General features: G+C 44.6%; 17 protein-coding genes. 12 read left to right on the top strand and 5 right to left on the bottom strand.

The annotated features are described in order from the left end of the window. The first annotated feature begins 12 nt into the window (after nt 1–12). On the top strand, nt 13–789 hold the full coding sequence (gene gloB, locus SHAL_RS09685; RefSeq protein ID WP_012276968.1) for a hydroxyacylglutathione hydrolase: 777 nt from the start codon (nt 13–15) through the stop codon (nt 787–789). 100 nt (nt 790–889) lie between these two features. Beyond that, complete coding sequence (locus SHAL_RS09680) at nt 890–2,449, top strand: LysM peptidoglycan-binding domain-containing protein (protein WP_012276967.1); 1,560 nt, start codon at nt 890–892, stop codon at nt 2,447–2,449. Nucleotides 2,450–2,585: 136 nt separating this feature from the next. On the opposite strand, the gene SHAL_RS09675 is transcribed toward SHAL_RS09680, so the two are convergent. The 3 genes from SHAL_RS09675 to SHAL_RS09665 form a co-directional block, all read right to left on the bottom strand. Then, nucleotides 2,586–3,158 (bottom strand): BsuPI-related putative proteinase inhibitor, encoded by a 573-nt coding sequence (locus tag SHAL_RS09675; protein ID WP_012276966.1) that lies wholly within the window; start codon nt 3,156–3,158, stop codon nt 2,586–2,588. Then, on the bottom strand, nt 3,158–4,981 hold the full coding sequence (locus SHAL_RS09670; protein ID WP_041415949.1) for an AsmA family protein: 1,824 nt from the start codon (nt 4,979–4,981) through the stop codon (nt 3,158–3,160). Before SHAL_RS09670 ends, SHAL_RS09675 begins: the two co-directional genes overlap by 1 nt. Before the next feature lie 109 nt (nt 4,982–5,090). Next, entirely contained in the window at nt 5,091–5,588 is a 498-nt protein-coding gene (locus SHAL_RS09665; RefSeq protein WP_012276964.1) for a putative 4-hydroxy-4-methyl-2-oxoglutarate aldolase, read from the bottom strand. Nucleotides 5,589–5,770: 182 nt separating this feature from the next. On the opposite strand from SHAL_RS09665, the gene SHAL_RS09660 reads away from it, so the two are divergent. Further along, nucleotides 5,771–6,088, top strand: a complete 318-nt coding sequence (locus tag SHAL_RS09660) for a hypothetical protein (RefSeq protein ID WP_012276963.1) — start codon at nt 5,771–5,773, stop codon at nt 6,086–6,088. Nucleotides 6,089–6,466: 378 nt separating this feature from the next. Here SHAL_RS09660 and msrQ read toward each other — a convergent pair whose 3' ends face one another. Next, the gene (msrQ, locus tag SHAL_RS09655; protein ID WP_012276962.1) at nt 6,467–7,120 is read right to left on the bottom strand and encodes a protein-methionine-sulfoxide reductase heme-binding subunit MsrQ; all 654 of its coding nucleotides are present in this window, start codon (nt 7,118–7,120) and stop codon (nt 6,467–6,469) included. Between the two features lie 67 nt (nt 7,121–7,187). Continuing rightward, nucleotides 7,188–8,210, bottom strand: coding sequence for a protein-methionine-sulfoxide reductase catalytic subunit MsrP (msrP, locus tag SHAL_RS09650; RefSeq protein ID WP_012276961.1), 1,023 nt, complete (start codon nt 8,208–8,210; stop codon nt 7,188–7,190). Nucleotides 8,211–8,425: 215 nt separating this feature from the next. Here msrP and rmuC point away from each other — a divergent pair, with 215 nt between their 5' ends. From rmuC to recD, 9 genes are all read left to right on the top strand, one after another. After that, entirely contained in the window at nt 8,426–9,931 is a 1,506-nt protein-coding gene (gene rmuC / locus SHAL_RS09645; RefSeq protein ID WP_012276960.1) for a DNA recombination protein RmuC, read from the top strand. A gap of 77 nt (nt 9,932–10,008) precedes the next feature. Continuing rightward, a complete protein-coding gene (locus SHAL_RS09640) occupies nt 10,009–11,940 on the top strand; it encodes a transglycosylase SLT domain-containing protein (protein WP_041415947.1) in 1,932 nt (643 codons plus the stop codon). Between the two features lie 155 nt (nt 11,941–12,095). Then, entirely contained in the window at nt 12,096–12,833 is a 738-nt protein-coding gene (locus SHAL_RS09635; RefSeq protein WP_012276958.1) for an EAL domain-containing protein, read from the top strand. A gap of 85 nt (nt 12,834–12,918) precedes the next feature. Further along, nucleotides 12,919–13,830: an AAA family ATPase gene (locus SHAL_RS09630; protein WP_012276957.1), complete on the top strand. Its 912-nt coding sequence runs from the start codon at nt 12,919–12,921 to the stop codon at nt 13,828–13,830. Nucleotides 13,831–13,962: 132 nt separating this feature from the next. Further along, nucleotides 13,963–15,081, top strand: a complete 1,119-nt coding sequence (locus SHAL_RS09625; protein WP_012276956.1) for a DUF58 domain-containing protein — start codon at nt 13,963–13,965, stop codon at nt 15,079–15,081. Further along, entirely contained in the window at nt 15,078–17,120 is a 2,043-nt protein-coding gene (locus SHAL_RS09620) for a transglutaminase TgpA family protein (RefSeq protein WP_012276955.1), read from the top strand. Before SHAL_RS09625 ends, SHAL_RS09620 begins: the two co-directional genes overlap by 4 nt. Before the next feature lie 58 nt (nt 17,121–17,178). Next, a complete protein-coding gene (gene recC, locus SHAL_RS09615) occupies nt 17,179–20,952 on the top strand; it encodes an exodeoxyribonuclease V subunit gamma (RefSeq protein ID WP_012276954.1) in 3,774 nt (1,257 codons plus the stop codon). 25 nt (nt 20,953–20,977) lie between these two features. Beyond that, nucleotides 20,978–24,676, top strand: a complete 3,699-nt coding sequence (recB, locus tag SHAL_RS09610; protein ID WP_041416345.1) for an exodeoxyribonuclease V subunit beta — start codon at nt 20,978–20,980, stop codon at nt 24,674–24,676. Beyond that, nucleotides 24,673–26,646, top strand: coding sequence for an exodeoxyribonuclease V subunit alpha (gene recD, locus SHAL_RS09605; protein WP_012276952.1), 1,974 nt, complete (start codon nt 24,673–24,675; stop codon nt 26,644–26,646). The genes recB and recD overlap by 4 nt, the downstream gene beginning before the upstream one ends. Nucleotides 26,647–26,657 lie beyond the last annotated feature (11 nt).

Below are 26,657 nucleotides of genomic sequence, written 5' to 3'. Positions count from 1 at the left end.
GAGAGTCTCGATATGTTACAGATCACTCCACTACCTGCGTTCAACGATAATTATATCTGGGTGTTTCAATCTCAGCAAAGCTCTGGCGTCTATGTGGTTGATCCCGGCGACGGCCAAGTAGTCACAGACTATTTAACCCAAACCAATTTGCCGCTACTTGGGATCTTAATTACCCATCATCACCATGATCATACGGGGGGGATCGAGCAGCTACTTAAGCTGTTCGGTGAGGACACTCCAGTATATGGTCCACAAGTCGAAAATATAGCTGGCGTTAACCGCCCTATCAGCACAAATGGTAACATTACACTAGAGAATATTGGCTTGAATACGACAGTCATTCAAGTCCCGGGGCATACATCTGGTCACATCTGCTACTTAATCGAAGACGCGCTATTTTGTGGTGATACCCTATTCAGTGGAGGCTGCGGCCGCTTATTTGAAGGGACTGCAGAGCAGATGTACCAGTCGTTAACTCAGTTAAGTCTGCTACCCGATAATACCCGAGTTTTTTGCGCTCACGAATACACCTTAGCCAATCTTCACTTTGCCAAAGCGGTTGAAGCAAATAACCCTGCACTTATCGAGTACACAGTAAAAGCCCATGCCCTGAGAGCGGAAAATAAGCCCACTTTGCCCTCCTCAATAGCCCTAGAAAAAGCCATAAACCCTTTTTTACGCCTTGATAGCCTAGAAATTCAAAAATCTTTAGCCGTTCAATTCCAACAACCTATCGCAGATCCCGTGCAAAGCTTCGCACTTCTGCGTCAATGGAAAGACAATTTCTAAAAATTATTCTACAATAGTCCGCTATTTCAGCGCCACGAAGCCAGAACTAAGCAAGAGTTTTCTGGCTTTTTTGAGCCTATTTTAAGGACACACATTTTCAATGCGCGTACCATTTTTATTCGTCGCAGGGGGCATTGCCCTGTTGACAGGTTGTCAAGCTTTAGAGAGCCAGCAGACTTCGGAAGGGATCCCTGCCAAACCAGTTGCAGTTGAGAAAGTCGCCCCAAAACCTATCGAGCCAGAAGTTGTTAAGGTCGTTGAGATCACCGATATTTGGCAACGGATCCGTTTAGACATGCAGATGGAAGTACCTGATGAAAAGCTCGTTCGCCAATATCGCGACTGGTATATCAAGCACCCTCAGCATTTAGAACGCGTATCTGAACGTGCTACGCCGTTTATGTACTTGATAGTCGAAGAAATTGAAAAGCGTAATCTACCCATCGAGTTAGCTTTGCTACCAATCGTAGAAAGTGCTTTCGATCCTTTTGCCTACTCACATGGTGCGGCATCGGGCCTTTGGCAATTCACTTCACCGATGGCACGCCACTTCGGACTACAGATGAACTGGTGGTATGACGGTCGCCGTGATGTACCAGCTGCCACTACTGCCGCTTTAGATATGCTTGAGTACCTTCACGGTAAAACAGGGCAAAACTGGTTATATGCCATTGCTGCCTACAATACAGGCGAAGGTCGCGTGATCAACGCTGCGAAACGCAATAAGAAGAAAGGCATATCGACCGATTTCTTTAGCCTTAACCTGCCAAGAGAGACAGAACGTTACGTACCTCAGCTACTCGCTTTAGCTGACGTGATCAAAAATGCCGACAAGTACGGTATTAAACTCACTCCGATTAGCAATGCGCCACAAATTGAAGTAGTCGATATTGGCAGCCAGATCGATTTAGCGCTTGCTGCCGATATCGCTAACATGAGCACTTCAGCACTGCATAAACTCAACCCAGGCTATAACCGCTGGGCGACTGCGCCTGACGGCCCACACAAGCTTGTACTGCCCGTCGACAAGGCCGATGCTTTCAGAATTGCTTTAAATAATACCAAAACAAATGAAAGACTTAACTGGGAACGTTACCAGATAAAATCAGGTGATAGCTTAGGCGTAATCGCTAAACGATACCGTACAACGGTTTCAGCCTTAAAAGCGGTCAATGATATTAATGGCAACACCATTGTTGCGGGTAAGTTTTTACTGATCCCCGTAGCGGCTAAAAACTTAGATGAGTATCTCTTATCTGCTGATCAACGCTTAAATCGCCAACAAAATAAAGCGCGCGGTGCGAGTAAAATCACCTATAAAGTGGAATCTGGCGACTCACTTTGGAAAATCGCTAAGCAATATAAAGTTAAAACGGCTCAGCTTGCCAGTTGGAATAGCATGGCACCAAAAGACCCATTACAAATTGGCCAAAAACTGGTGATCTGGTCAGGAACTAAATCCAACAAGAAAGACTTGGATAAAGTGATGCGCACCGTTAACTATAAGGTGCGAAATGGCGATTCTTTAGCGCGTATTGCGAGCAAATTCAATGTGAGTGTTAGCGACTTAGTGCGTTGGAATTCACTCGAGAAGAGCAAGTACATTCAGCCAGGTCAAATGCTTAAGCTATATGTTGATATGACGAAGGTTAGAACATAACCTTCTGGTATAAAACACCGAGCAGTAAATATTAAAAAGGCGACCAAGTGGTCGCCTTTTTTGCTACTAAAGCTATCTCTCCTTAAATACGTTTACATTAAGGATTAGAATGAGTCACCTCGTACTACGATGATACTCAATAATAGTAAGTCACTGGTAGCATAGCTGGGCTTTGAGATTCCGTCGCTCTGCCTGCAAAAATTGCCTTTAAGCTATAGCCTTTAGTGATTTTTGCTGCCACTTTCGTCGGGATAGTAAACTTCACATTTTGAGTCTTACCCGCTGGCATCACGGTTTCTCGTAGCGCTTGGGTAAACATCATCTCGTTCGACCAAGCCCAGACTTTATGACCCGTAGGATCGAGCAGCCATAGATCGGCAGTCATCCCTGACGCAAACATGAGTGGAACCCCATAGCTTTGGTTATTGGTATATTGCAGCGTAATATTCGCTTTATCAGTTACCACAAGCTTGGCATCTAACAATCCCTGACTCATCGCTTTATCCTTTATTGACACCCTGTCTCCAGCACTTCCGCCGCCCACAATACCCGTTGGTAATACCTTAATGGGCTGCACTTGAGGCTGCTGTATTTGGCTCGGCAGCGTTTTTGGCGTGGTAGTCGTTTCAACTTTCGCGGCTTCAGCTTGCTGGCTGGAGCAGCCCATCAAGCCAAAAACGGCCAGAGAGAGAAGGAGCGGATTGAGCATCAAAAACCTCCAAATTTCTTGAGTAAACTGTCTTTCAACTTATTGGTTTCATCTTTTAGTTTCGAGTCGAGCAGTGCTTTCGTATCTAAGGCAAATTTGGGCTCAGACATAGTGCCACTAATCACAAAGGGGATCTCTATACCATAGAGGGAATCACGCTTATCTCCGCCCTGACCTTCTAAAGAGCCAACGACAGATGTGGTTAACTTATAATCTAACGCTTCATTAATAATATTGGCAGTACCAGCGCCCTTAAGGCGAATGAGTGGTGAAGCCATATCGAGATCGGGATTTGATACCACTCCTTTAGCAATATAGAATGAGCCTGTCATGCTAGTAAAGTCGGTCTTTTGTTCAGTAGAGCCCGCACCAGCAGATAGATCACCGCCTAACTTTGCCTTTGCTTCACGGATCATTTGCGGGATATTAACGCCATGAATCGCGCCATCGGCAATTTCAAACTTACCATTTGCAATCAAGTTCTTTTTTAAGTTGTCAGGAATTAAGCTCTTACCTTTACCAGTAACATTGAAGTTTGCCTTACCGTCAAGCATATCAACCTCGGCCAAATCGATTAACAAGGCTCGAATATCGACACCGGTCAGACGTTCATTAAATTGATATTGGGCAACCTTATTTCTACCATCGACTGTAGCTGACGCATTAACTTTTCCGCCATACAGGTCGGCCGACAGTTGCTTCATATCAGCTACGCCACCTTGCATCACTAATTGCATCACCCAGTTTTGAGTTTTTAAGTTAGCGACCTTAACCGACTTGACTCGAACGTCAACATCTAGATTTACCGACTTCATCGCCGTTAAATCTGGTTCAACCGCTTTCGATGACGTGTTTGGTGCTTTAGCGCCTTTTGCTTGCTTGGTTTCATCTTTAGGTAGCAATGCATCAAGATCGACATCCCCAACTTCAAGCTTAGCAACGACGCTCGGAACTTTATGACCGTAAGCCACATCGAGTGAACCTGAGGCATTAATATTAGCGGCGTTAAAACTAGAAAGTACCAGGTTGAGCGTTTGCTTATCTAAGGCAATAACTAAAGAAGTATTCAGATCAGCCTTTAACTTGCCATGAGGAAGTCCTGCACCAGTCACTTGATTGCTAACCGCAAAGTCATTAATGGTAATGGTGTTAAGATCTTGCGCGACCTTGAGCTGTCCTTCCCCCTGACTGACAAGGGTCATATCGGGCAAGGTTGCCGAGAGCTCATACTTAAGCGGTGCAAACTCCCCAAGCTGAAAACGGCCTAATGTTAGCTCCTTCAGCGCAAAAACTTGTTCGGTCTGATTTGCATGGTCAATATTGATGATCTTAGTATTGGTTATCGCAATACCGCCAATATCAAGGCGCGCTAGGCTCGTGCCAGTTGTGGCTTTCGCGGCAGATTTGTCAGTATTGTCTTTTTTACCAGCTTTACCCGTTAAACCGTCGAAGCTAGTGCGACCATTCTTTTGAGTCTCAAACATCAAAGTTAAGCCATCGAGGTTGAGCTGTGAGATCTCCACCTCTTTCTTTAGTAGTGGCATTAATGCCACTTCGGCAACAACTTGGTTTACAGCAAGCATGGAAGGATTTTGAAACCCGTCAGGGTTCGATAAGGTGATTTGTCCAAGTTTAATGCCCAAACTCGGGAAAAACGTCCAGGACAAATCGCTGCCGATAGCCAGTTCTCTGCCCGTTTCCTTTTTCACCAAGTCAATGATTTGCGGTTTAAAATCATTGGGATCAAAAATCAAGGTGACATAAAGCACCAAAGCAAGAACCAATCCTAAGATTGAAATGAAAAACCATTTTAAAAATTTCATAGCAGGTTCCATCTGTTATAACTAAGAAACTAATATCACTCTCAAAGCTAAGTGACCAATATAATTAACGAATATAGAAGTTCAACATAAGGGTAAATACAAAAAATTACTATAACTCTAGCATGGATAGATCGAGCCGTTCATTAGAAACAGCAATGCCATTACCATCAGCATATATAAAGGAGTGTGGCGAAATGATGACACCATATATTTCAACGGCAATATTCACTTCACCGATACCTTTCTTCACCGTTTTTACTGGGTTGGCGCCTAAAGCTTGAATACCTAAGTTAATCGTTTTTAGTGTTCCCACATCTCTCACGCAACCAAAAATCACCACCCCTTGCCAACCGTTATCCTCTGCGCTTTGGGCAATCATGTCACCTAACAAAGCACTATCGGTCGCCCCCTGCCCATCAACCACTAACACTTTTCCATTACCGTCTTTAGCAAGCACCTCTTTAACTTTTGAATTATCTCTAAGGCACTTTACCGTGACAACCTCCCCCCAAAAACACGCCCGTTTACCGTAGGAAATAAACATCGGGGGTAATAAGGTAAGCTTATCAGCATAGTTATCAAACAGATCGGGCAACAGATCTAGCATGAGGCCTCCATGGACAATGAGAGAGAATTTTTACTAGATTGACAGGTCAAGCGCTGAAACCCAAGCGTTAACGGGTGAATTAACCAATAATTAATGAAATCCGGACTTTTCCCCAGCTCGAATACAAACTATAATCTTGTTTAATGTCTGTACACAGCCCCTTCTGTTAGCCGTAGGTAAAAATGAACAACAATATCGAATTAGAAAGCGCTATCGCCGCACTAGACCAGTATGGTTATGATAAAAAACACTCTAGTGATTTAGAGCAAGCCCGCAATAAAGCTCAGATGCTAAAATATATTGACTCTCTAGACTTTAATCTCCGCCGACTATTAATCTTGCAAGAAGCGGTCAATGAATTAGTTGAGAGTGAAAAAAGACAATTAGCTCAACAAGAGAGTATTCAAACCTATAAAACTAAAATCATAAATCTATCTCGTCAATTTAACATGTCATACGATGATGTTATTCAAGTAATGAAACAGCAAGAAAATAGCTAATAGTAATATGTTATATAACCAATAATGGTCTAAAAACAATCTACATTTAAATTAAGCCCACAGACAAAATAGTCAACAAACTAAATTAATTTAGTACGTTAGTGATAACATTCGTCATCTATCTATCGATAGCATGATTATTTTTAGATCATAACGTCAAGCCTATGGATGGGCTAACGCTATTTATTTCTATAAACTTATTTCCTATAGCATTACTTCCTATAGCATTACTTTCTATAGACAGCTTTGTTGCTTACCACCAAAAATTATTAAACATCAGGCTTAAAATTAACAAATAATCACCTGTTAATTTTAATACCTCGCAGCTTGATTCGTTTAATATAAACAGATCAAACAAGTGGTGTTCGTATCTCAAATTCAATTTAAAGAATGCGTTTCTTTACTTCGTGTCAGTACGCGCATAAATTTTATCAACATCTGTTTGTAGATTTTACTCTGCTTCACTCTAAAACCGAGTAAAACGACAAAGAACAAAATATACAGGCTCGGCTCAATAATTTCGGACTTAACCGACCAGTAAAAATGTACCGGAGCCAAAATAGCGACAGCATAAACCCAATTATGTAATTTTTGCCAACTCTTGCCCATTTTACGCATAACACCTTTGAAAGAGGTTAACGCCAATGCCGTCAACAAAACATAAGCCATACCCCCGACCAGTATATAGGGACGTTTAACCACCTCTTCAAAAAAAAGTGACCAGGCAAACAGTAGATCTAAACTAAAAAATGCCAATACATGCAAACTGGCGTAAGCAAACACATACAAGCCAACTAATCGCCGAGTTTGCAGTAGCATCCCCAGCTTAAACCTCTTCGCAATAGGTGAGATAAGCAAGGTCGCCGCCAGTGCATTTAGCGCCCCTATCCCAGTGAAGTGAATAATGTACTGTACCGGATCGCCCCCTGCATTATCACTGAGAACTTTTAGTACAAGATAAGCAATCGGCAATATGCCTATTAAATGAAATAGCACTTTTAACCAAAATACAGAACGGCTATTTAAACGCATAAAATTCTCCAACCAAGCCATTACCAACTCTTTTTACCGAGTGTTCTACACAAACATCCAAGCATATTTAATAGAATTTTTTTAAATTCATCCCCTTGTAAAGATCTGACACAATATCGCCATAACCATTAAAAGGTAACGTCGCAATACGTTTTGCCGAGAAGAGTCCCCCCTCAGCAATTCGACGCTCTGATGCTTGCGACCATCTAGGGTGGTCAACCTCAGGGTTAACATTGGCATAAAATCCATATTCACTGGCAGCGAGTTGGTTCCAAGAGGTTGGCGGCTGTTTGTCGGTTAGGCGAATACGTACTATCGACTTGATACTCTTAAAGCCATACTTCCACGGTACAACAAGGCGGATTGGCGCACCATTTTGTGGCGGTAATGTTTTTCCATAAAGCCCAACGGACAGAAAGGTTAAGTCATTCATCGCTTCGGCTAAGGTTAATCCCTCTACATAAGGATAATTAATCCCTCCCCCTGCATACCGACTCTTTTGACCTGGCATCTGCTCTGGATCATATAAGGTCTCAAAGGCCACATACTTAGCCTTACTGTTAACTCCGACTTTTTTTAGTAAGTTGGCCAATGAAAAACCGACCCATGGGATCACCATTGACCAAGCCTCTACACAACGAAAGTTATAAGCACGCTCTTCTAATGGAAAAAGGTTGAGTAAGTCATCAAAATCCAGTGTCATGGCGTTATCAACCTCTCCGTCAATAACCAGCTTCCACGGTTGAACCTTGAGATCTTGGGCATTTTCTTGTGGATCGGTCTTGCTGGTGCCAAATTCATAAAAATTATTGTGGGAAATAATTTTGGACTCAGGAGTTAACGCCCCATAGAGCAGATGGTCATAGTCAGCTTGCTTAGCGAAAGGCAACGCTTTAGTCAAAAATGCCGCTTTTTGCTCATCATTAGAAAAAATGTCAAACACCCCAGCATTAGCGCTGGAGGATAACAGCGCACCAGCACCTAAAAAGCCCATCTGCTGTAGGATCCGTCTGCGGTCTTGATACACCTCTTCAGGGGTAATATCGCTCTCTTTGAACTTATCCCAAGCAGCAGTTGTTTTTATATTCATTAGCCGCATCCATCCTATTTTCATATCAATTTAGTGTTGTTAACTAATCAGACCGACAAAGTCGAAGAAAGGTTTCAAACTCGCAAAAATGTTACATACACTTAACAGCTGATTATGTCTGCATCACTTACTTTACTAATCACTTACTCAGGCTTGCAGTGTTTAAATCATCGTGCCACTCTAGCGTTTCATTTACATGTTAAGAGCCTTCTCACATGCCTTTAGAGCTTACATTTTCAAACGCACAAATTGTTATCATCATTGCTATCGCTTTTCTTTCTATGTTAATTGGCGCGTTATTTAATCAGCGTAAAACCCGCAGCAAATGGGAGTACGTGCGAAGCCAACTTATGGGTGAGATGGAGCAAACCAAACTAGAACTAAATAGTGAAATTCTTGATTTAAAAGAAACTATTCACCATAAAGAATTAGTCGTAGACCAATATCAGGACAAACTAGAGTTTCGCTTAGAACAATTAGGCAAGGCACAAGCGCAAGCTGAAAGAACCCTAGAGCTGGAACAGGCTCTAGCAGAAAATCAACGTAAGCAGATGGAAACTCAGTTAGCCCTTTCGAAATCTAATGCCATGCAGCAAACTCTAACAGCCAGTTTTGATGCGAAACAACAAGCACTCAACGACAAAATTCAATTACTCGAAGACTCTGAAGTACGATTGAATGCCCAGTTTGAAAACCTAGCAACTAAGATTTTTGAAGCCCGCAGTGAAAAACTACAGTCGCAAAATAATCAACAGTTAGACAGCGTCCTGGCACCTTTTAAACAACAGATTGAAGGGTTTAGGGCTCAAGTTCAGGCATCATACTCTCATGAGCAAACTCAGCGAAGTGCCCTTAAGCACCAGCTCGACTCATTAACTGAACTTAACTTAAAGATGAGCCAAGATGCTGTTAACCTCACCAAAGCACTTAAGGGTGATAACAAACAGCAAGGCAATTGGGGCGAAGTGATCCTTGAGCGTGTTTTACAAGAGAGTGGCCTTAGAGAAGGACATGAGTACGACACTCAGACAGATCTAAAAAGTGACAGTGGTAAGCGCTTTAAGCCTGATGTCATCGTGCACTTGCCTGAAAATAAAGATGTGGTTATCGATGCAAAAATGTCGCTTGTTGCCTATGAAAGATACTTTAACAGTGACGATGACGAAATTCGCGCACAGGCGATTAAAGAACACATCATCTCTGTTCGTGGTCATATAAAGGGATTAAGCCAGAAGGATTATCAAAAGCTTCACGGCGTTAAAAGCTTAGATTATGTATTGATGTTCATTCCACTTGAGCCTGCGTTCCTACTGGCGCTTGAACACGATCCAAGTCTAGTTAACTTTGCACTTGAAAGTAATATCATGCTGGTTAGCCCAACTAACTTACTGGTCGCACTGCGAACTATTAACAACATTTGGCGTTATGAGTACCAGAATCAAAATGCTCAGGTAATTGCTAAACAAGCCGGAAAAATTTACGACAAGCTGTGCGGTTATTTAGACGATATGGATAAACTGGGGCGCTCACTTGAGGCGGCAGATAAAAACTTTACTAACGCCATGAATAAGTTATCGACAGGTAAAGGCAACGTCATCCGTCAAGCGCATCAAATGCAACAGTTAGGCGTGCAAACCAGTAAAAAAGTGGATGCCCAACTCTTGGATAAAGCGCTAAGCTTAGCTGATGGTGAATTTCATCAAGACTCACGACTAGGCTAAATCACAAGCTATAAAACAAAGTCACAAAGTTGATACCACTTGGCACATAATAGGGATAGTTAAGAGGATTCTTGCAAATGCACAAGCAGTTACGTCGCATTTTAACCGGGATAATAGCAATGCTTGCATGCTCCTCAGTCCATGCGTCTAAATTAACCGAAGAGCAGCAACTTTATTTAGACGCAAGGAGTGCGCTAAATAAGCAACAATTAAGCCAATATCAGCCGATGCGAGATAAACTAGATGACTACCCTTTAGCCATCTATTTAGACTTTCACGACAAGATCAACGCTATCCTCAAGCTTCCCGCAAAACAGGCAATGAAACAGTTAACCGCCTTTGAGGGTAGCCCATTGTATAACACTGGGCGCTACCGTTACCTTAAACGCACAGGTAGTCAAAAACGTTGGAAAGACTTTCTCATCGTCAGCCCCAAAAGCCCTAACAACATTACCCTGCAATGTTATTTCTACCGTGCCCAACTACAACAGGGTGATAAGCAGGTCGCCTATGACGGTGCTAAAACTCTTTGGTTATATGGCCGTTCTCGCCCTAAAGAATGCGATCCCTTATTTAAAGAGTGGCAAAAAGCTGGGCTGCGAAGCCAAGAACTCATCTGGTCACGTATGTTGCTCAGCTTCGAGCAAGGACAGTATGGCCTACTGTCCTATCTTTCACGCCAATTGACCACTCACAAAAGTGACGCTAAGCGTTTGCTTGCTGTCTATAAAGATCCACGTAGCCTGCGTCATAAATCAAAATTTAGCGGCAAAGCCAAGATTAATGCAACGATTGTGGATTTAGGCCTAAGAAAATTAGCCAAGAAAGACCTAAAACAAGCCGTGAAACTGTTTGCCGCTTATCAGAAGGCCGACAGGTTCAGTGATTATCAAGGGAGAAAGCTTAGCCGTTACTTGGTCAGAAGAGCACTAATTTATCAAACGATTGAACTTCAAAGCTACGTCGATACCATTTTGCCTTTGCTCGACAGCGACGATTTAGTCGAGATGCGTTTGCGTTGGGCGCTTAGAGATAATGACCAAAAAAGTTTTGCTAAATTCCTACCGCAACTTAGTGAGCAAAAACAAAATACTGCCCGCTGGAAATATTGGCGTGCAACTCTGCTTGCAAAAGAAAATAGCAAACAAAGCCAAGAGCAATCTATGGCACTGTTCGAGACGCTGCGCCTAGAACGCAATTTTTATGGTTACCTTGCAGCGGCTAAGCACAAACAACCTTATCAATTGCAAGACAAGCAAACTCAGAGCAACGATAAGCTTAAACAGAAGATATTTAACGACAAAGGCTTAGCACGGGTACAAGAGCTAATAGGTATTGATAAGCAGTCTGATGCAAGAGCCGAATGGGTCATGTTACTGAACCGTCATGATAAAGTGATGCAAAAAGAATATGCAATCTATGCTGTTGAGCAAAAGTGGCATAGCCTAGGTGTTCAAGCTAGCATACAAGCCAAACTTTGGAATGATATGCAGATGCGTTTCCCCTATGCCGCGCAAACCTCTTTTACTCATGCCAGCAAAAAGTTCGCGGTGGATATTGATGAAATTCGCTCGATTTCTCGAAGAGAAAGTGCCTATTACCCCAATGCCACATCTGGAGTGGGGGCACGGGGTTATATGCAGTTAATGCCGGCAACCGCTAAGCAAACAGCCAAGAAGACCAAACTCCCCTATCGAGGGACTAAGAGCCTATATGATGAAAAACTCAATATCTCTCTAGGCAGCGCCTATTACGGTGGTTTACTCAATCAATTTGATCAAAACCGTGTATTAGCTACCGCATCTTACAATGCTGGCCCTCACCGTATAAATCGCTGGCTTGAAAAGAGTGATGGCAAACTTGATGTTGTCAGTTTTATCGAGTCCATCCCCTACCGAGAGACTCGTGAATACGTGCAAGCAGTACTCAGCTATCGAGTGATCTATCAAATTAAGCAGGGCAAACAAGCTGAGTTATTGTCAGAGCAGGAGCTTAAATTTCATTATTAATACTGAGAGGAGCGTGCAGTTAGCTATTCGAAAGGCTTAGTCATAACGCTATTATTTTCACAACAGATTAATATTAAAGCAAAAAATCTCGAGTGTAGTCATGTTTGGATTCAAACGTGTTAATATAAACAATTATCATTTAGCATCTTAGATTTATGTCCGAACTTAACCAACTTAGCCTTAGCGCAGAATATCAACCACTCATTGAGCCGAATACATTACAGACAATGGGTTATGAAGCTCTTTCTCGCTTCTATGATCAAACTGGACAAACAATTGCGCCAAATCTCGTGTTTGAGCAATTGCATCAAAGAGAAGAATGTTTGGCTGCAGTTGAATTTGCGGCAAAAACTTTTCAAATACAGCACGCTCCGAAAGGCGGACGACTGTTTGTGAATATCGACCCTCACGCAGTTGAAACCAATAATCACCACATGATTAAGTTATTAAAAACCCACCCTGACATCTGTGTTGAAATCATAGAGAACACCTGTATCAGCGATGCAACACTGTCTATCGACTTTGCTAACCAGCTAATTGAGCAAAATATAGGAGTCGCTCTCGATGATGTAGGTGCCCCACACTCAATGCTGTCGATTGAGTTAATGAGTAAAGTCGATTGCATTAAATTCGATAAGCACTGGCTTAAAAAAGCAAATAGACCAGAGTATTGCTTATTACTGAATTCATTAATCAATTTTGCTAAGAAAAGTCATAAGTTAACCATATTGGAAGGCATAGAAACTCAGTCCCAACTAGACTTTGCTCGCAGTATTGATGTTGATTTGGTGCAAGGCTTCATATTCAAATCAGCATTTTTCCGCCCACATAGTCAACTCCCGCTAGCCGATATACTCTTGTCCGATAAGTTTCAATGTGAGCTATTGCTTTAAAGTCACTGGAAAGCATCCCCCTTTTCCACCATAGTAAAGGCACGCCGAATTGATAACTAAAATATAATTGGCAGCAGGGATCACTATGCACAATGACCATATAGCCACCATTTTAAAACAACTAGAAACCGTGCTACTCGGTAAGCCTCACCAAATAAAGCTGGCTTTGACCTGCATCTTGGCTAGAGGCCACTTACTGATAGAAGATCTACCGGGAATGGGCAAAACCAGCCTCTCTCAAGGCTTGGCACAAACATTGGGCCTGAGCTATCAAAGGATCCAATTTACCAATGATATGCTCCCTGCCGATATTCTCGGTGTGTCTATCTTCGATAAAGAGCAAACACAGTTTGTGTTTCACCCAGGACCCATCTTTAAACAGATGATCCTCGCCGATGAAATTAACCGCGCAAGTCCTAAAACGCAAAGTGCACTTTTAGAGGCGATGGCTGAGCAACAGATCACCGTTGACGGCACGACCTACCTTTTACCACAGCCCTTTTTCGTTATCGCGACCCAAAATCCCAGTGAGCAATCGGGTACGTTTCCACTGCCTGAATCCCAGCTAGACAGATTCATGATGAGAATTTCGATTGGTTATCCCGACCCGAAAGCCGAACTGGCGATGTTAAAAGGTCAAGACAGTGGCAGCAAAACTGATGTTTTACCCCATAGCCTCACAGGGTTAACCCTACAAGAACTGCAAATGGGTACAGATAACGTCAGTGCATCAGACGCACTGCTACAATACATTCTGGCTTTAGTGAACGCATCGAGAAGTGAGCCTCAAGGCTCTGGGCTCTCGCCAAGAGCGAGCAAAGCGATACTGCAAGCAGCAAAAGCTTGGGCATTAATTCATGGAAGAGCTTATCTGGTGCCTGAAGATGTGCAGGCGATATTTCCTCATGTTGCAGAGCATAGAATAAGACAGTACTCACAACAGCAAGGCGAAGCGCTATCGGCTAAAATACTCAACAGGGTCAACCCGATACTTTAATTATTGATTTATTGAAGATTTCAATAAAGTTTCAACAATCAGGTTTCAATAAGGTTAGCCAATATTCAGGCTAACTCTTTTTGCTCGTTTTTATGACTACCTCTTACTGACAACCGTTTATGACAGGAGTTTATGCAGAGCCGTAGCAAACTAAACACTAAGCTCAAACAAATATGGCAGCGATGGATCTCTCGCAGAATTCCCGCAAAAGAGCAGATAACCCTTAGCCATAAGAGCATTTTTATCCTGCCGACTGGATTTGGACTGGCGTGGATTTTTCTATTCGTCTTACTCTTCTTATTTGGCACCAATTACCAAAACAACCTTGTTATGGGCTTAAGCTTTTTACTCTTAAGTATCTTTAACACCTGCATTATCTATAGTTATAAAAATTTGGCAGGACTGACTCTATCAAGCAGTAAAGCCAGCAATGGCTTCGCTGGCCAAGCTGTCTATTTTCCAATTAACTTAAGCTCGCCAAATAATGCCTATGAGATCCAACTTAATTTTCAAAACCAGCCTCTGGAAGTCGTTAAAACTGTTAATAGTCATCAAACGCAAACCTTAGTGACCTACAATCACTCGCATCGCGGCATCAATCGTCCCGGCAGAATAAAGATAGAAACTCGGTATCCCCTAGGGCTTTGTAGGGCCTGGTCCCATATAGATTTAGCCCTAGCTCAGTTGGCATTTACGCAGCCTATAATCGACCCTAATCCAATTCAGCTAAGCGCAAATCAAAGTGATGATCCGCAAGATACTGGCAAGTATGTTGCGGGAGTCGATGAGTATAAAGGACTCAAAGAGTACCAAGTCGGTGAGCCATTAAAGCAAGTCGCCTGGAAACAATGGGCTCAGGGGCGCGGTATGCTAACCAAAGAGTTTGAAGAGCCACAAGGTGCGCCGATGTGGTTATCCTTGCAAGCTACCGCTAATGATATAGAGCTCGCATTAAGTCACCTCTCTTGGCATACAGAACAATTAAGCGCCAAGAACCAGGCCTTTGGCCTTATCATCGACGGCGTCTCAATCCCACCGGCTCACGGTGAACAACACCGAGTTCAGGTTCAAACTCAATTAGCGTTATTCTCAAGCGATGGTGAAAGCCCAGAGCTTGAGCCTCAAGGCCATGCTTCACATGACATGTTACAGGAGCAGTCACAAAATCAATCACGAAATCACGAGCTAAATACCCCACAACCGAGTTTGCAATCCAACGCAAAAATTGATCCTCAACAGGCCAAGCTATGACGGAAAAAGAGAGGCAGAGCATTTCACGTCATACACTAATGTGGTTACTCATCACCAATATCGCTATCTTGACGCCGCTTTATGAACAAGTCACCCTGTGGTCACTGGCTATCTGTGCAATCTGTATCTTTTGGCGGATCGGGATCTATCTAGGGAAAGTCGCTAAACCACCCAAATGGCTAGTGACGAGTCTAGCCTTTGCTTCAGCAACCACACTTGCCATGGTTGCAAGCCAAATTGGCATCCTCACCGCTATGGTCAACCTGCTGATCTTAGGTTATGCGCTTAAATATATTGAGATGCGTAACCGCCGAGATGTGCGGGCCGTAGTTCTAGTTGGCTACTTTCTTATCGCGTTTACCTTTATCCAGCAGCAAACCTTATTCTCTACTCTGCATTTATTAATTGTAACCATCATTAATACCTGTGTGCTGATCAGCCTCTATCACGACGACGGCAACTTTAAATATGCCGCCAAGCTGGGTAGCAAAATTATCATTCAGAGCCTTCCCCTTGCGATTATTTTATTTCTCGTCTTACCCCGTCTTCCCCCTTTATGGATGGTGCCTCCACAAAATGGCGCCCAAACCGGACTATCAGATAAAGTCAGCTTTGGTGATATTAGCCAGCTTACACGCTCAAGTGAACTGGCTTTTAGAGCCACTTTTGAAGGAGATGCACCAAGCAACGACAAACTGTATTGGCGGGCTATTGTGCTCGAAGACTACAATGGCAAAGATTGGACTCAAAACTCGCGTATTTTAACTGCGCTATCGCAGCCTAACGCGAGCGACCCATTAGATAACGATGGCAAATTAAATGTTAGCGTCGATTACAGTATTATCGCAGAACCCAGTGCCCAAAATTGGTTATTTGGCTTAGATGTTGCGACCACTCAAGACCCAGGGATTAATGCCCTAGCCGATCATACTCTTTATGCCAATCGACCCATCGATCAAAGGCGTCTCTATCAAGTGACTAGTTTTGATAACCGCATTATGGACCCACAACTTAGTGCAATCGACAAAGCGATAAACCTAAGCCTACCCAAGAATAGTAACCCTAAGACCCAAGCCTTAGCCCAGCAGTTTTTTGCCAACTACCCATCTACTGTCGCGCGGCTCGATGCCATGATGCGCTACTTTACCCAGCAGCCCTATTTCTATACTTTACGTCCACCTCGGGTCGGCGAGCAGCAAATTGATGATTTTCTTATCGATAACAAGGCGGGATTTTGTGTGCACTATGCCAGTGCATTCGCGTTTATGGCCAGAGTGATGGGGATCCCTGCACGATTAGTTACTGGCTACCAAGGCGCAGAGTTTAATCCCGCTGCGGGTTACTACAGCATTTATCAATATATGGCACATGCCTGGGTTGAGGTTTGGTTACCAAGTGAAGGCTGGGTGCGGTTTGACCCAACGGCAATGATAGCACCAGAGCGAATCGAACAAGGGTTTGATGCATTTTTTGACCCACAAAGCACCTACCTTCTGGATAATCCCTTTAACGCGCTAGGTTATCGTGACAACGCCATTCTCAATCAACTACGGATGCAATTTGCCAGCGTCGATTATTTTTGGAGTGTGTGGGTACTTGGATTTAATAGCCAAAAGCAGCAACGAGTATTAGAGGAGATCTTAGGTGAGGTCACCCAAACAAAACTGGCTATTTTTATCCTTATTAGCCTTTGTGTTATTGGGTTAGCCATCGCATACAGCGCGGGATTAATCCAATTTCACCGCTCAAGTGATAAACACCTCAACGCCTATTACTCTGTGTGTAAAATGCTTCGCCAACGAGGACTCCCTCGGGAGCATCATGAGGGCCCACAAGATTATAACCTCAGAGTTGCAGCCGCCTTCCCCGCCATCGCAAAGGATTTTGACAAGCTGACCCAAAATTTTGTGACCATAAAATATCAAAAGGTCAGTAAAAGTGCCCTTAAGCGTTTTTCTCGATTACTTATCAAGCAATCGAGATGGTTAAAAATCAATATCATCAAACAGAGATTGGCACTTAATAAAACAAACACATAGAATGGATTAATCTGGCACTAACCTGCTCATCTGACTGCATTCTTGTTAAAGGAACGCCATGCTATATCTAGTCCAATCTAACCAAATGGAAGCACTGTCACAGCTGCTAGCCAGCGAGCTGCGTACACCATTACCTGATACCCCTTTGTTGATGCCTGAGCATATTTTGGTACAGAGCCCAGGTATGTCTACATGGTTGAGACTCGAAATAGCCAGGCAAAATAATATTGCGGCAGGGCTTGAGTTTCCATTGCCATCAAGCTTTATCTGGCAGCTATGCCATACCTTGCTCGATGATGTGCCCAAGGAGAACGCCTTCACCAAAGCGGCAATGACTTGGAAACTGATGGAGCTGCTGCCAACACTTATCGACCGAGAAGATTTTTTACCTCTGGCAAATTACCTCAATAATGGTAATGGTGAGCCGAGTGCCAATGATGTGGCCAGTAACAGTGATGTGACCAGTAACAGTCACGATGTGAGTGCAGAAACCGCCAACGCAGTTAGTGTTGAGCCAGAGCAAAACCCACTTAAGTTATATCAACTCTGTGGTCAAATTGCCGACATCTTCGACCAATATTTAGTTTATCGCCCCGATTGGATAGCAGCATGGGAAGCGAATGAGCCAAGATTACCACCAAAGGGTGACAAACTCAGCCCAGCTCAAGCTTGGCAACCCATTCTATGGCGAGCGCTTATCGACTTTAATGCTAATCGCTTAAACAAGAGCCGATATCACCGTGCCAACCTACACCAATCACTGTTTGATGCATTGGATGACCCCAATACCAGTTTAGATGCCCTGCCTAGACGGCTATTTGTTTTTGGGATCTCGTCGATGGCGCCGCAGACTCTCGACGTACTCCACTATCTAGCCAAACGCATCGATGTGATCATGCTTAACCTCAGTCCGTGTCAGCACTATTGGGGGGATATTGTCGACCCGCGCCTGCGCGCACGTATGGCACTACAGTACGCCGATAAACAAAAGCTAGAAGTGGAGTGGGAAGATAAGCTTGAGGTCGGTAACCCGCTCTTGGCTAATAATGGCAAAATGGGGCGTGAATTACTCGACTTACTGTTAGAGCTGCCAGAAGAACATACTGCATTCAATTTTGACTGCTATCAAGAGCCGAGCACCGACACTATGCTCAGCGGTGTGCAATACGATATCCTCGAGTTAAGCACCCGTGGCCAGAGTCTTGGTCCCGATGCCGCGCTTTATTTAAGCTTAGATGGCAGGCGCGTTTTCGAACCAAGTGATAACTCCATTACCGTGCGAAGCTGCCACAGCCCACTCAGAGAAGTCGAAACGCTGCATGATCACTTGCTTGAGATGTTATCTCGTCCTATTTCTGATGAACAACTTGCAGACCAGGTTACACCGCTGGCCCCAAAAGATATCGTGATCATGATGCCCGATGTCGCGGCCTACGCGCCTTACATCGATGCTGTATTTGGCGCTAAACAAGGTAGCCACTTTATCCCTTATGCGATAGCGGATCGCGGCGCTGCGCAAGAATCGCCACTGATCTCAAGCTTTTTGCACTTACTAAAAATTAACCAGAGCCGTTTTGGACTTACCGATATTCTCAGCATTTTAGAAGTGCCTGCTGTGCTGCGTCGCTTTGAGCTAGACGATGACGGACTGGCAGTGATTAAACGCTGGCTAGAACAAGCGGGCGTGCGCTGGGGCCGCGATGAAACCAGTCGCACCGAATATCAGTTGCCAGCATTCGAGCAAAACTCATGGGCTTTTGGCATAAAACGCTTGATCTTAGGTTATAGCTTCAGTGATGACTCGCCGCTCTATCAACACAGCTTATCGGTTAATGGTGTTGAGGGACAAACAGCCCAGTCGCTAGGAAAATTACTCGACTTTATCGAAGCGCTCGATGATGTGCACCAATCGCTTGGCCAAGTATGTAGCTTAAATGAGCGTATGGCGCAGCTAGAGTCCATACTCGAAAACTTCTATGAGGTTGATGACGATGAAATGGTACAACAGCAAGAGATCCGCGATGCCATCGTTAAACTCAATGAAGAGTTAACCGAAGCGGGACATACAACGCCATTAACCATCGAAGTATTACAGAACTGGTTTAATAGTCGTCTGTCTGAATCTCGCGTAGGTCAGCGCTATCTTGCCGGAAGCGTCAATTTCTGTACCTTGATGCCAATGCGCTCAATTCCGTTTAAATTGGTATGCTTACTCGGCATGAACGATGGCGTCTACCCACGAGTACAGCATCCGGTTGGTTTCGATCTGGTAGCGCAAATGGGACCAAGAAAAGGTGACCGTTCTCGTCGATTAGATGATCGGTATCTATTTTTAGAAGCCATTTTATCGGCGCGCGAGCAGCTTTACATCAGCTATATTGGTAACAGCGAGCGTGATGACTCAGAGCGGATCCCCTCGATGTTGGTCTCTGAATTAATAGAGTACTGCCAACTGGTTTACCTGCCTAAGAGTTTAGAAGGCGAGCAAACATCAGCGGAGCAAGCATCCCCCGCCTTAATCGATGATATTGAGAAACGGATCCGTGCGCATCTGATTCACAAGCAGCCACTGCAGCCGTTTGATAACCGACTCTATACTGCGCCAGAGTCTGTGGCTAGTCGCGGACAAAGCCCTAGTGCTGAACAGCTAAGCGGACAAGTCCAGCAAAGCTACTCGGCTCAGTGGTGCCCGGCTCCTATCAAGCCGATAGATAGCCTGTCAGCGAAAGCGCAAAGTCACTACAAATATTTCATTGGTGAAAGTACGCAGCTGCTACCATTTAGCGATGAAACGAGCTTGGATAACAGCGAACTTGAGCTGTCGGCGCTGATCCGCTTTTTTAGAAATCCGGCGCAATATTTCTTTAACCGCACCTTAAAGGTCGACCTTGGGCTTGATATTCAAGCCGATGATAATGACGAGCCTTTTAGCTTAAACGCCCTCGAACGCTACAAGCTGCAAGCCATACTGTTAGACAATGCCATCGAAAGTGGTGAGCAGCAGCCCGCTGCTGAATTGTTAGAGCGCTTGAAAGCTCAAGGCAACTTACCGTTAAAGCCCTTTGACGACCTGATCTTAAATCAATACTTACATGATATTACGCCATTAATTGGACGAAGCTTATACCTAAAAGGTGAACATGCTCAATCGGTCAATATCGATCTATTATTTGATGAGCTTGGATTACATCTGGTTGGCCGTATTGATGATTTAAGTGCAAAAGGCTTAGTGAACTACCGACCGGGCACCGCCAATGGCCGCGACTTAATTCGCGTCTATTTAAGGCACCTTTGCCTTTGTGCCATGCAGCAGCCAGAACTTAAACAAGAGCTTAAACAAGAACTAAATACAGAAAATAATCAAGCGCTAAACAGACACACGCCAATAACCAGTTATCTACTCGATATTGGCCATTTTCATGCGTTTGCTCCCATCACTGCCGAGCAAGCAAAAGCGCAGTTGAGTCAATGGTTAAGCTGCTTCAAGCAAGGCCAAGCACATCCGCTGATGTTTATGCCGCGTACAGCGCTGGCCTACGTAGAAGCTGAAGGTAGCCACAGACAGAAACTACTCGAAGCGCAGTCTCTATGGTTAGATGAGCAGAGTCAGTTAGGTGAAGGCTTAGAGCCCCACTTCCAGCGTTTATTTAGCTTCCCAGAAGACTTTACTGAAGAGACATTCGCAGCAACGGTAAATACGCTACTTTCGCCGTTACTGAGCTTGTATTACAAAGATAAACTCAGTGAGTTAGCCACTTTTGTTGAGTCGGGTAACGACACGGTAGATTTACAAAAAGCCTCTTCGCAAACTAGTCAAAGCGAGGCGAACTAAGATGAGTGACAATCCAGTAGAAGATATGATCAGTACAGCAGAGCAGCCACTCACAGCTACAATTGTGACCGAGCCTTTAGATACACTGACGCTGCCTTTTGGCGGCAGTCGCTTAATTGAGGCCAGTGCAGGTACTGGTAAAACCTTTACCATTGCGGGTTTATACGTACGTTTACTACTCGGTCATGGTATTGAGTCACCGTTAACCTGTGAGCAAATATTGGTGGTGACCTTTACTAATGCGGCAACGGGGGAGCTTAGGGATCGTATTCGTAAAAAGATCCAACTCGCCTACCGACGCTTTATCGGTCTAGAGGTCGATGATGAGTTAATCAATGCGCTTTATGCAGCAACAGATGAAAGTGAACTAGCTATCGCCCGTAAACGTTTAGACTTAGCGCTTAAGTCACTCGATGAGGCCGCTATCTTTACTATTCATGGTTTTTGTCAGCGTATTTTGGCTGATATGGCCTTTGAGTCCTCTTTATTATTTGAGTCCGAATTTACCTTAGACGATAGCGAGTTCTTGCACCATGCCGTGCGGGATTTTTGGCGTGAGAAGTGTTACCCATTAAATGGCAGTTTAGCCGATGTGATCCAAGCTAAGTTTAGTGAGCCTGATGCACTATCACGCCAACTGAGGCCACTCTTGGGGGCCAGCAATGCCGTAGCCGCCCCCACACCTGAAGCCTTTGATAAGCTAGAAGCCAATCTCACTCAAAGCTTGAGCCGCTTTAAACTGATTTGGCCAACAGAGCGCGAACAGACTGAAACCATGCTACATGCATTGCCACTCAACGGGGCACGTTTTGGTAAAAAAGCAGACGGCTACCCTAAACTTGCCAAAATGCTCGATGATATCGATAACTGGGTAACCTTCGGCCAAGGCTTACCCCCCGCAAAGGCGCTTGAGGCTTTGTCACTCAATAGCCTTAAATTAAATAAAGGCGGAGAGATCCCATCAGCAGAGCAAGCACCTATGCTTGCTCATATGGAGCGACTCACTCAGTTAACCTCAAATTTAATTCCAAGCTTTCTTTATTGCGCCAGAGATGGCATTGCCAAGCGTTTTGCCAAGCAAAAACTTGAGCGCAACCTGCTGACGCCTGATGATCTGCTGCTAACCCTTGCTGGTGCACTTAGTGCGTCAACAGACAATAGCCTGGCCAGCAGTATTAGCCAACGCTTTCCTGTGGCATTAATTGATGAGTTCCAAGATACCGATCCGTTGCAGTTTGAGATCTTTAACACCATTTATCAAAGCACAGCTTCTGATAGCAGCCCGGCGCAACAGGACAAGCTCAGCCTGTTGATGATTGGCGATCCCAAACAAGCGATTTACGCATTTCGCGGCGCTGATATTCACACCTATATCCAGGCGCGAGAGCAAACCGCCAAACATTACAATCTAGATACTAACTATCGCTCGAATAGACAGATGGTTGATGCCGTTAATGGCATTTTTAGCCACCGAGCAGACCCTTTTATCAGTCAGTCGATTCCGTTTGAGGCCGTTAAAGCCTCGAGTTTTGCCGATAAAAAAAGCCTCAAAGAGCAAGTAGAAGATAAAAGCGCATTAAGACTGAGAGTATTAAGCGAAGAGAGCGAAAAAGGCCTCAATAAGACGACCGCGCGGCAGTTATTAGCCGATGATGTCGCCAATGAAATTGCGTTATTACTCACAGATGCACAGCAAAATCTGTGCGCTATTGGCGATAAGCCGCTCAAAGCGAAAGATATTGCCGTATTGGTCAGAGACCGCCATGAAGCAAATGTCATTAAATCGGCATTAAGCTTACGCCAAATTGGCGCGGTATTTTTAAGCCGAGACAGCGTGTTTAATACCTTAGAAGCCCGAGAGCTTACACTCGTGCTTTATGCCATGGCCGACCCTAAAGATGAGCGCGCATTAAGAAGTGCGCTTGCCACATCACTACTCGGTTACAGCGCCGAGGCGATTCATCACTTTAACCAAGATGAAGATAGTCGCCAAACACTGCTTGAGCAATTTGCGCAGCTGCATCAAGTGTGGCTAAAGCGCGGCATTATGCCGGCGTTATTAACCTTGGCCAGTCAAACCCAGATCATCGAGCGTTTACTCAATGCTGAAGAGGGTGAACGACGTCTAACAGATTTTAGGCACCTTGGTGAACTGCTGCAGCAAAAAGCCACCGAACTCGATGGCAGCAGCGCACTCATTAACTGGTTCGAGCAAGCGCTAATTGAAAACCAGCCAAGTGAAGAGGCGCAGCTGCGCTTAGAAAGCGAGCAGAACTTAGTACAGATTGTCACTATCCATAAGAGTAAGGGGCTTGAATACCCTATCTGCTTTGTGCCGTTTGTCAGCTTAAGTCGTGATAATCGTAAAAAACCTTCACCTATGCTGTATCACGATAACAATAAACTTATCTGGGATATTGAGCAGAGTGAGGAAGGCTGGGAACGTCAAAAGCGTGAAACCTTGGCCGAAGATCTGCGCTTACTCTATGTCGCGCTAACTCGCCCAGTACTCAAGTGCTACCTGTATATTGCCAACCACAGCCGCTTTACTAAAAAGTCAGGTATGAGCAGTCAATTACATGAAACCGCTATCGGTTATTTGCTAGGGATTGAAGATAAAGCCTGTGATTATGAAAGGCTGCTTACTCAAGCTAAACGATTGCAAGCTTCAACGCCCGACGCCATTAGCCTAAAAGAGCTCGCGCCTGCTGGCAGCGATGTCGCGCTGAGCGCTGAGCCAATAATCTTGGCAAGAGATGAGTCTATAGAGACTCACTTTGCCCCTAAAGTGCTCAAACGCCCACACCTTACACCTTGGCGTGTGGGTAGTTATTCTGGTCTTGTCAAACACTTAGCCCATGAGAAGGTATTGCCAGGCGCAGATGATGAGGTCTTTCCAGAAGTAGATGTCATTATCGATGAGGTTGATAATACCCCCTCTCGCTTTACCTTTGAGCGCGGCGCAAATGCTGGTAGCTTTATGCACTTGGTGCTAGAGCTAATTGATTTTACTCAGGCCGAAACCGATTTAGATGAGCAATTACCCATCGCTATGAGTAAATATGGCATAGATGAAACTTGGGTTGAGGTGCTAAAACTATGGTATATCGACCTATTGCATGCCCCCCTTGCTACCGATAGTTCTTTGAAGCTTGCGCAATTAATGCCACAGCAAAAGCTAGTTGAAATGGAGTTTTATCTGCCGATATCAGCCCTTAACGCCGATAAACTTAATGCCCTGTTAACTGAGTTTGGCTATAGCGCAGGCCTTAGCTTTGATGACTTACAAGGCATGTTAAAAGGCTTTATCGATTTAACCTTTGAGCATAATAATCAGTACTTTATTGCCGATTACAAGTCGAATCATCTAGGCGATGACTTGAGTCAGTATCATTACAGCAATATGCAACAAGCCATTCGCTCTCACCGTTATGATCTGCAATATATTATCTACACGCTTGCCCTGCACCGCTACCTTTCACTGCGCATGGCAAACTACGATTATGATCTGCATATGGGTGGCAGTTTCTATCTGTTTTTACGGGGGATGTCTGTTAATAGCCCTCAATCGGGTGTGTATTACGACAAGCCGCCTAAATTACTTATCGAAAAGCTAGATGCGTTATTTACAAACTCGGCAACTCAACACTGTGAGACACTCTCAATGTCAGCTCCAACGTCAGGCTCAATGGCACAAGATAATACCTCTGTGGAGGTCAAATGATAACAACGACTCTGCCGATTAATGAATTGTTGAAACAGTGGCAAAATGAGCGTCTGCTCACCTCTCTTGATCGCCACTTTGCGTTAGAGATGACCAAGCAGCATCATGATTCATCGCCACTGTTTACGCTTATCTGTGCCCTTGTTAGTCAGCATCTGTCGAGCCAACATACTTGCTTGCCGCTAAAACAGATAGATTTAACTAATCCGTTTAAAGAACAAAGCAGTCAATGCCAGATTAACCTAGATCTGAGTCAGCTAGAGCAAGCGCTATTAGCATTCGATGCCATCGGCACGCCTGAAGATGAAGAGCCTAAGCCACTTATTATGGATAAAGGTAACCTTTATCTACAGCGGTATTACCACTACGAAAAAGAGGTCGCAGGCGCGCTCAAGCGTTTAGCCCATTCGCCACAAACCAGTGAACAGAGCGACGCCAGTATTGAGCAAGCAAGCGAGTTACTGTCCAAACTTTTTCCTCCGACAGAGCAGCAATATGACTGGCAAAAAATAGCCACCGCCACGGCAATGACTAAGAAGTTAGCCGTCATTACTGGCGGCCCGGGTACAGGTAAAACGACTACGGTGACTAAGTTACTGTATTTGTTGTGCGAAGGGCAAGAGTTAACCATTCGACTGGTGGCGCCAACAGGTAAAGCGGCAGCGCGTTTAAGTGAGTCGATTAAGGCCTCAAAGCAGCGGCTTGCTAATGATCTAAGCCAAGCGGGCGTCGCCGATTTAGACAAAAATATAGCCAACATTCCAGAAGAAGCGGCCACCCTGCACCGCTTGTTAGGGGTTATTCCTAATTCACACCAGTTTAGGCACCATAAAGATAACCCGTTAAGACTCGATCTCTTAGTGATCGATGAAGCCTCTATGGTCGACTTACCTATGATGCACAAGGTGTTATCTGCGCTACCTGAGCACGCCAGACTCATTTTACTTGGCGATCAGGATCAGCTGGCCTCAGTGGAGGCTGGCGCTGTGCTCGCGGATATTTGCCAAGGCTTGAAGCAAGTCTCTAAAACAACCAAGCAAAGCCGCTGGCATATGCGTTATTCGCAATCCCAAGCGGAGCTACTCAGTCAGCTAACCAGCACTGAGTTATCTGAGTTTATCAACCCTAACCCCAAGATTGGCGATAGCCTCTGCATGTTAATGCACAGTCATCGTTTCAAAGGTGATGCCGGTATTGGCCAGCTAGCCGCCGCGGTCAATCACGCTAATATTGCGCGTATTGCACAGGTATGGCAGACAGGCTATCAGGAGTTGCAGTGGATAGAACATGGCTTGGTTAACACCCATAGCAGTGCTCAAACTAATACTGGACTGGAAAGCTTATTGGCCCAAGCCGTTCAGCAGTACGGCGTTTATTTAGCCCAGATAAGCCAAACACAAGGCGATGCTGAGGCCATTATCGACTGCTTTAATCAGTATCGCATTCTATGTGCGATGCGAGCGGGTGAATACGGCGTAGAGGGGATCAACCAAGGCGTGACGATGGCTCTCGCCGCACAAGGTCTCATTAATCCCGAGCAAGAGTTTTACGCTGGGAGACCGATTATCATACAGAGCAACGATTACAACCTTGGGCTGTTTAATGGTGATATAGGGCTTATTTTACCCGATAATCACAGCGAAACGGGTCGCTTAATGGCGCACTTTATCCAGGCCGACGGTAGCTTGCTTAAAGTCTTGCCTGCTAGACTGCCAAGCCATGAAACCTGTTATGCAATGACGGTACATAAAAGCCAAGGCAGTGAGTTTAGTCACGTCTCTTTAGTACTGCCGATAAGGCCAAGTATTGCCCAGCAACAGTTACTGTCTAAAGAGTTGATTTATACTGCCATTACTCGAGCTAAACACCACTTTACTTGCCTGGGAAGCCAAAGAGTATTTGAGCACGCAAGTACCTGCCTAACCCAGCGTGCATCGGGATTAGCTCAGCGATTATGGCGCGAGGAATAAACCAAGTGAAT

Source organism: Shewanella halifaxensis HAW-EB4, from assembly GCF_000019185.1.
Classification (GTDB): domain Bacteria; phylum Pseudomonadota; class Gammaproteobacteria; order Enterobacterales; family Shewanellaceae; genus Shewanella; species Shewanella halifaxensis.
The sequence above is the reverse complement of the archived record's forward strand: the minus strand, read 5'-3'. Positions and strand labels throughout refer to the sequence as shown.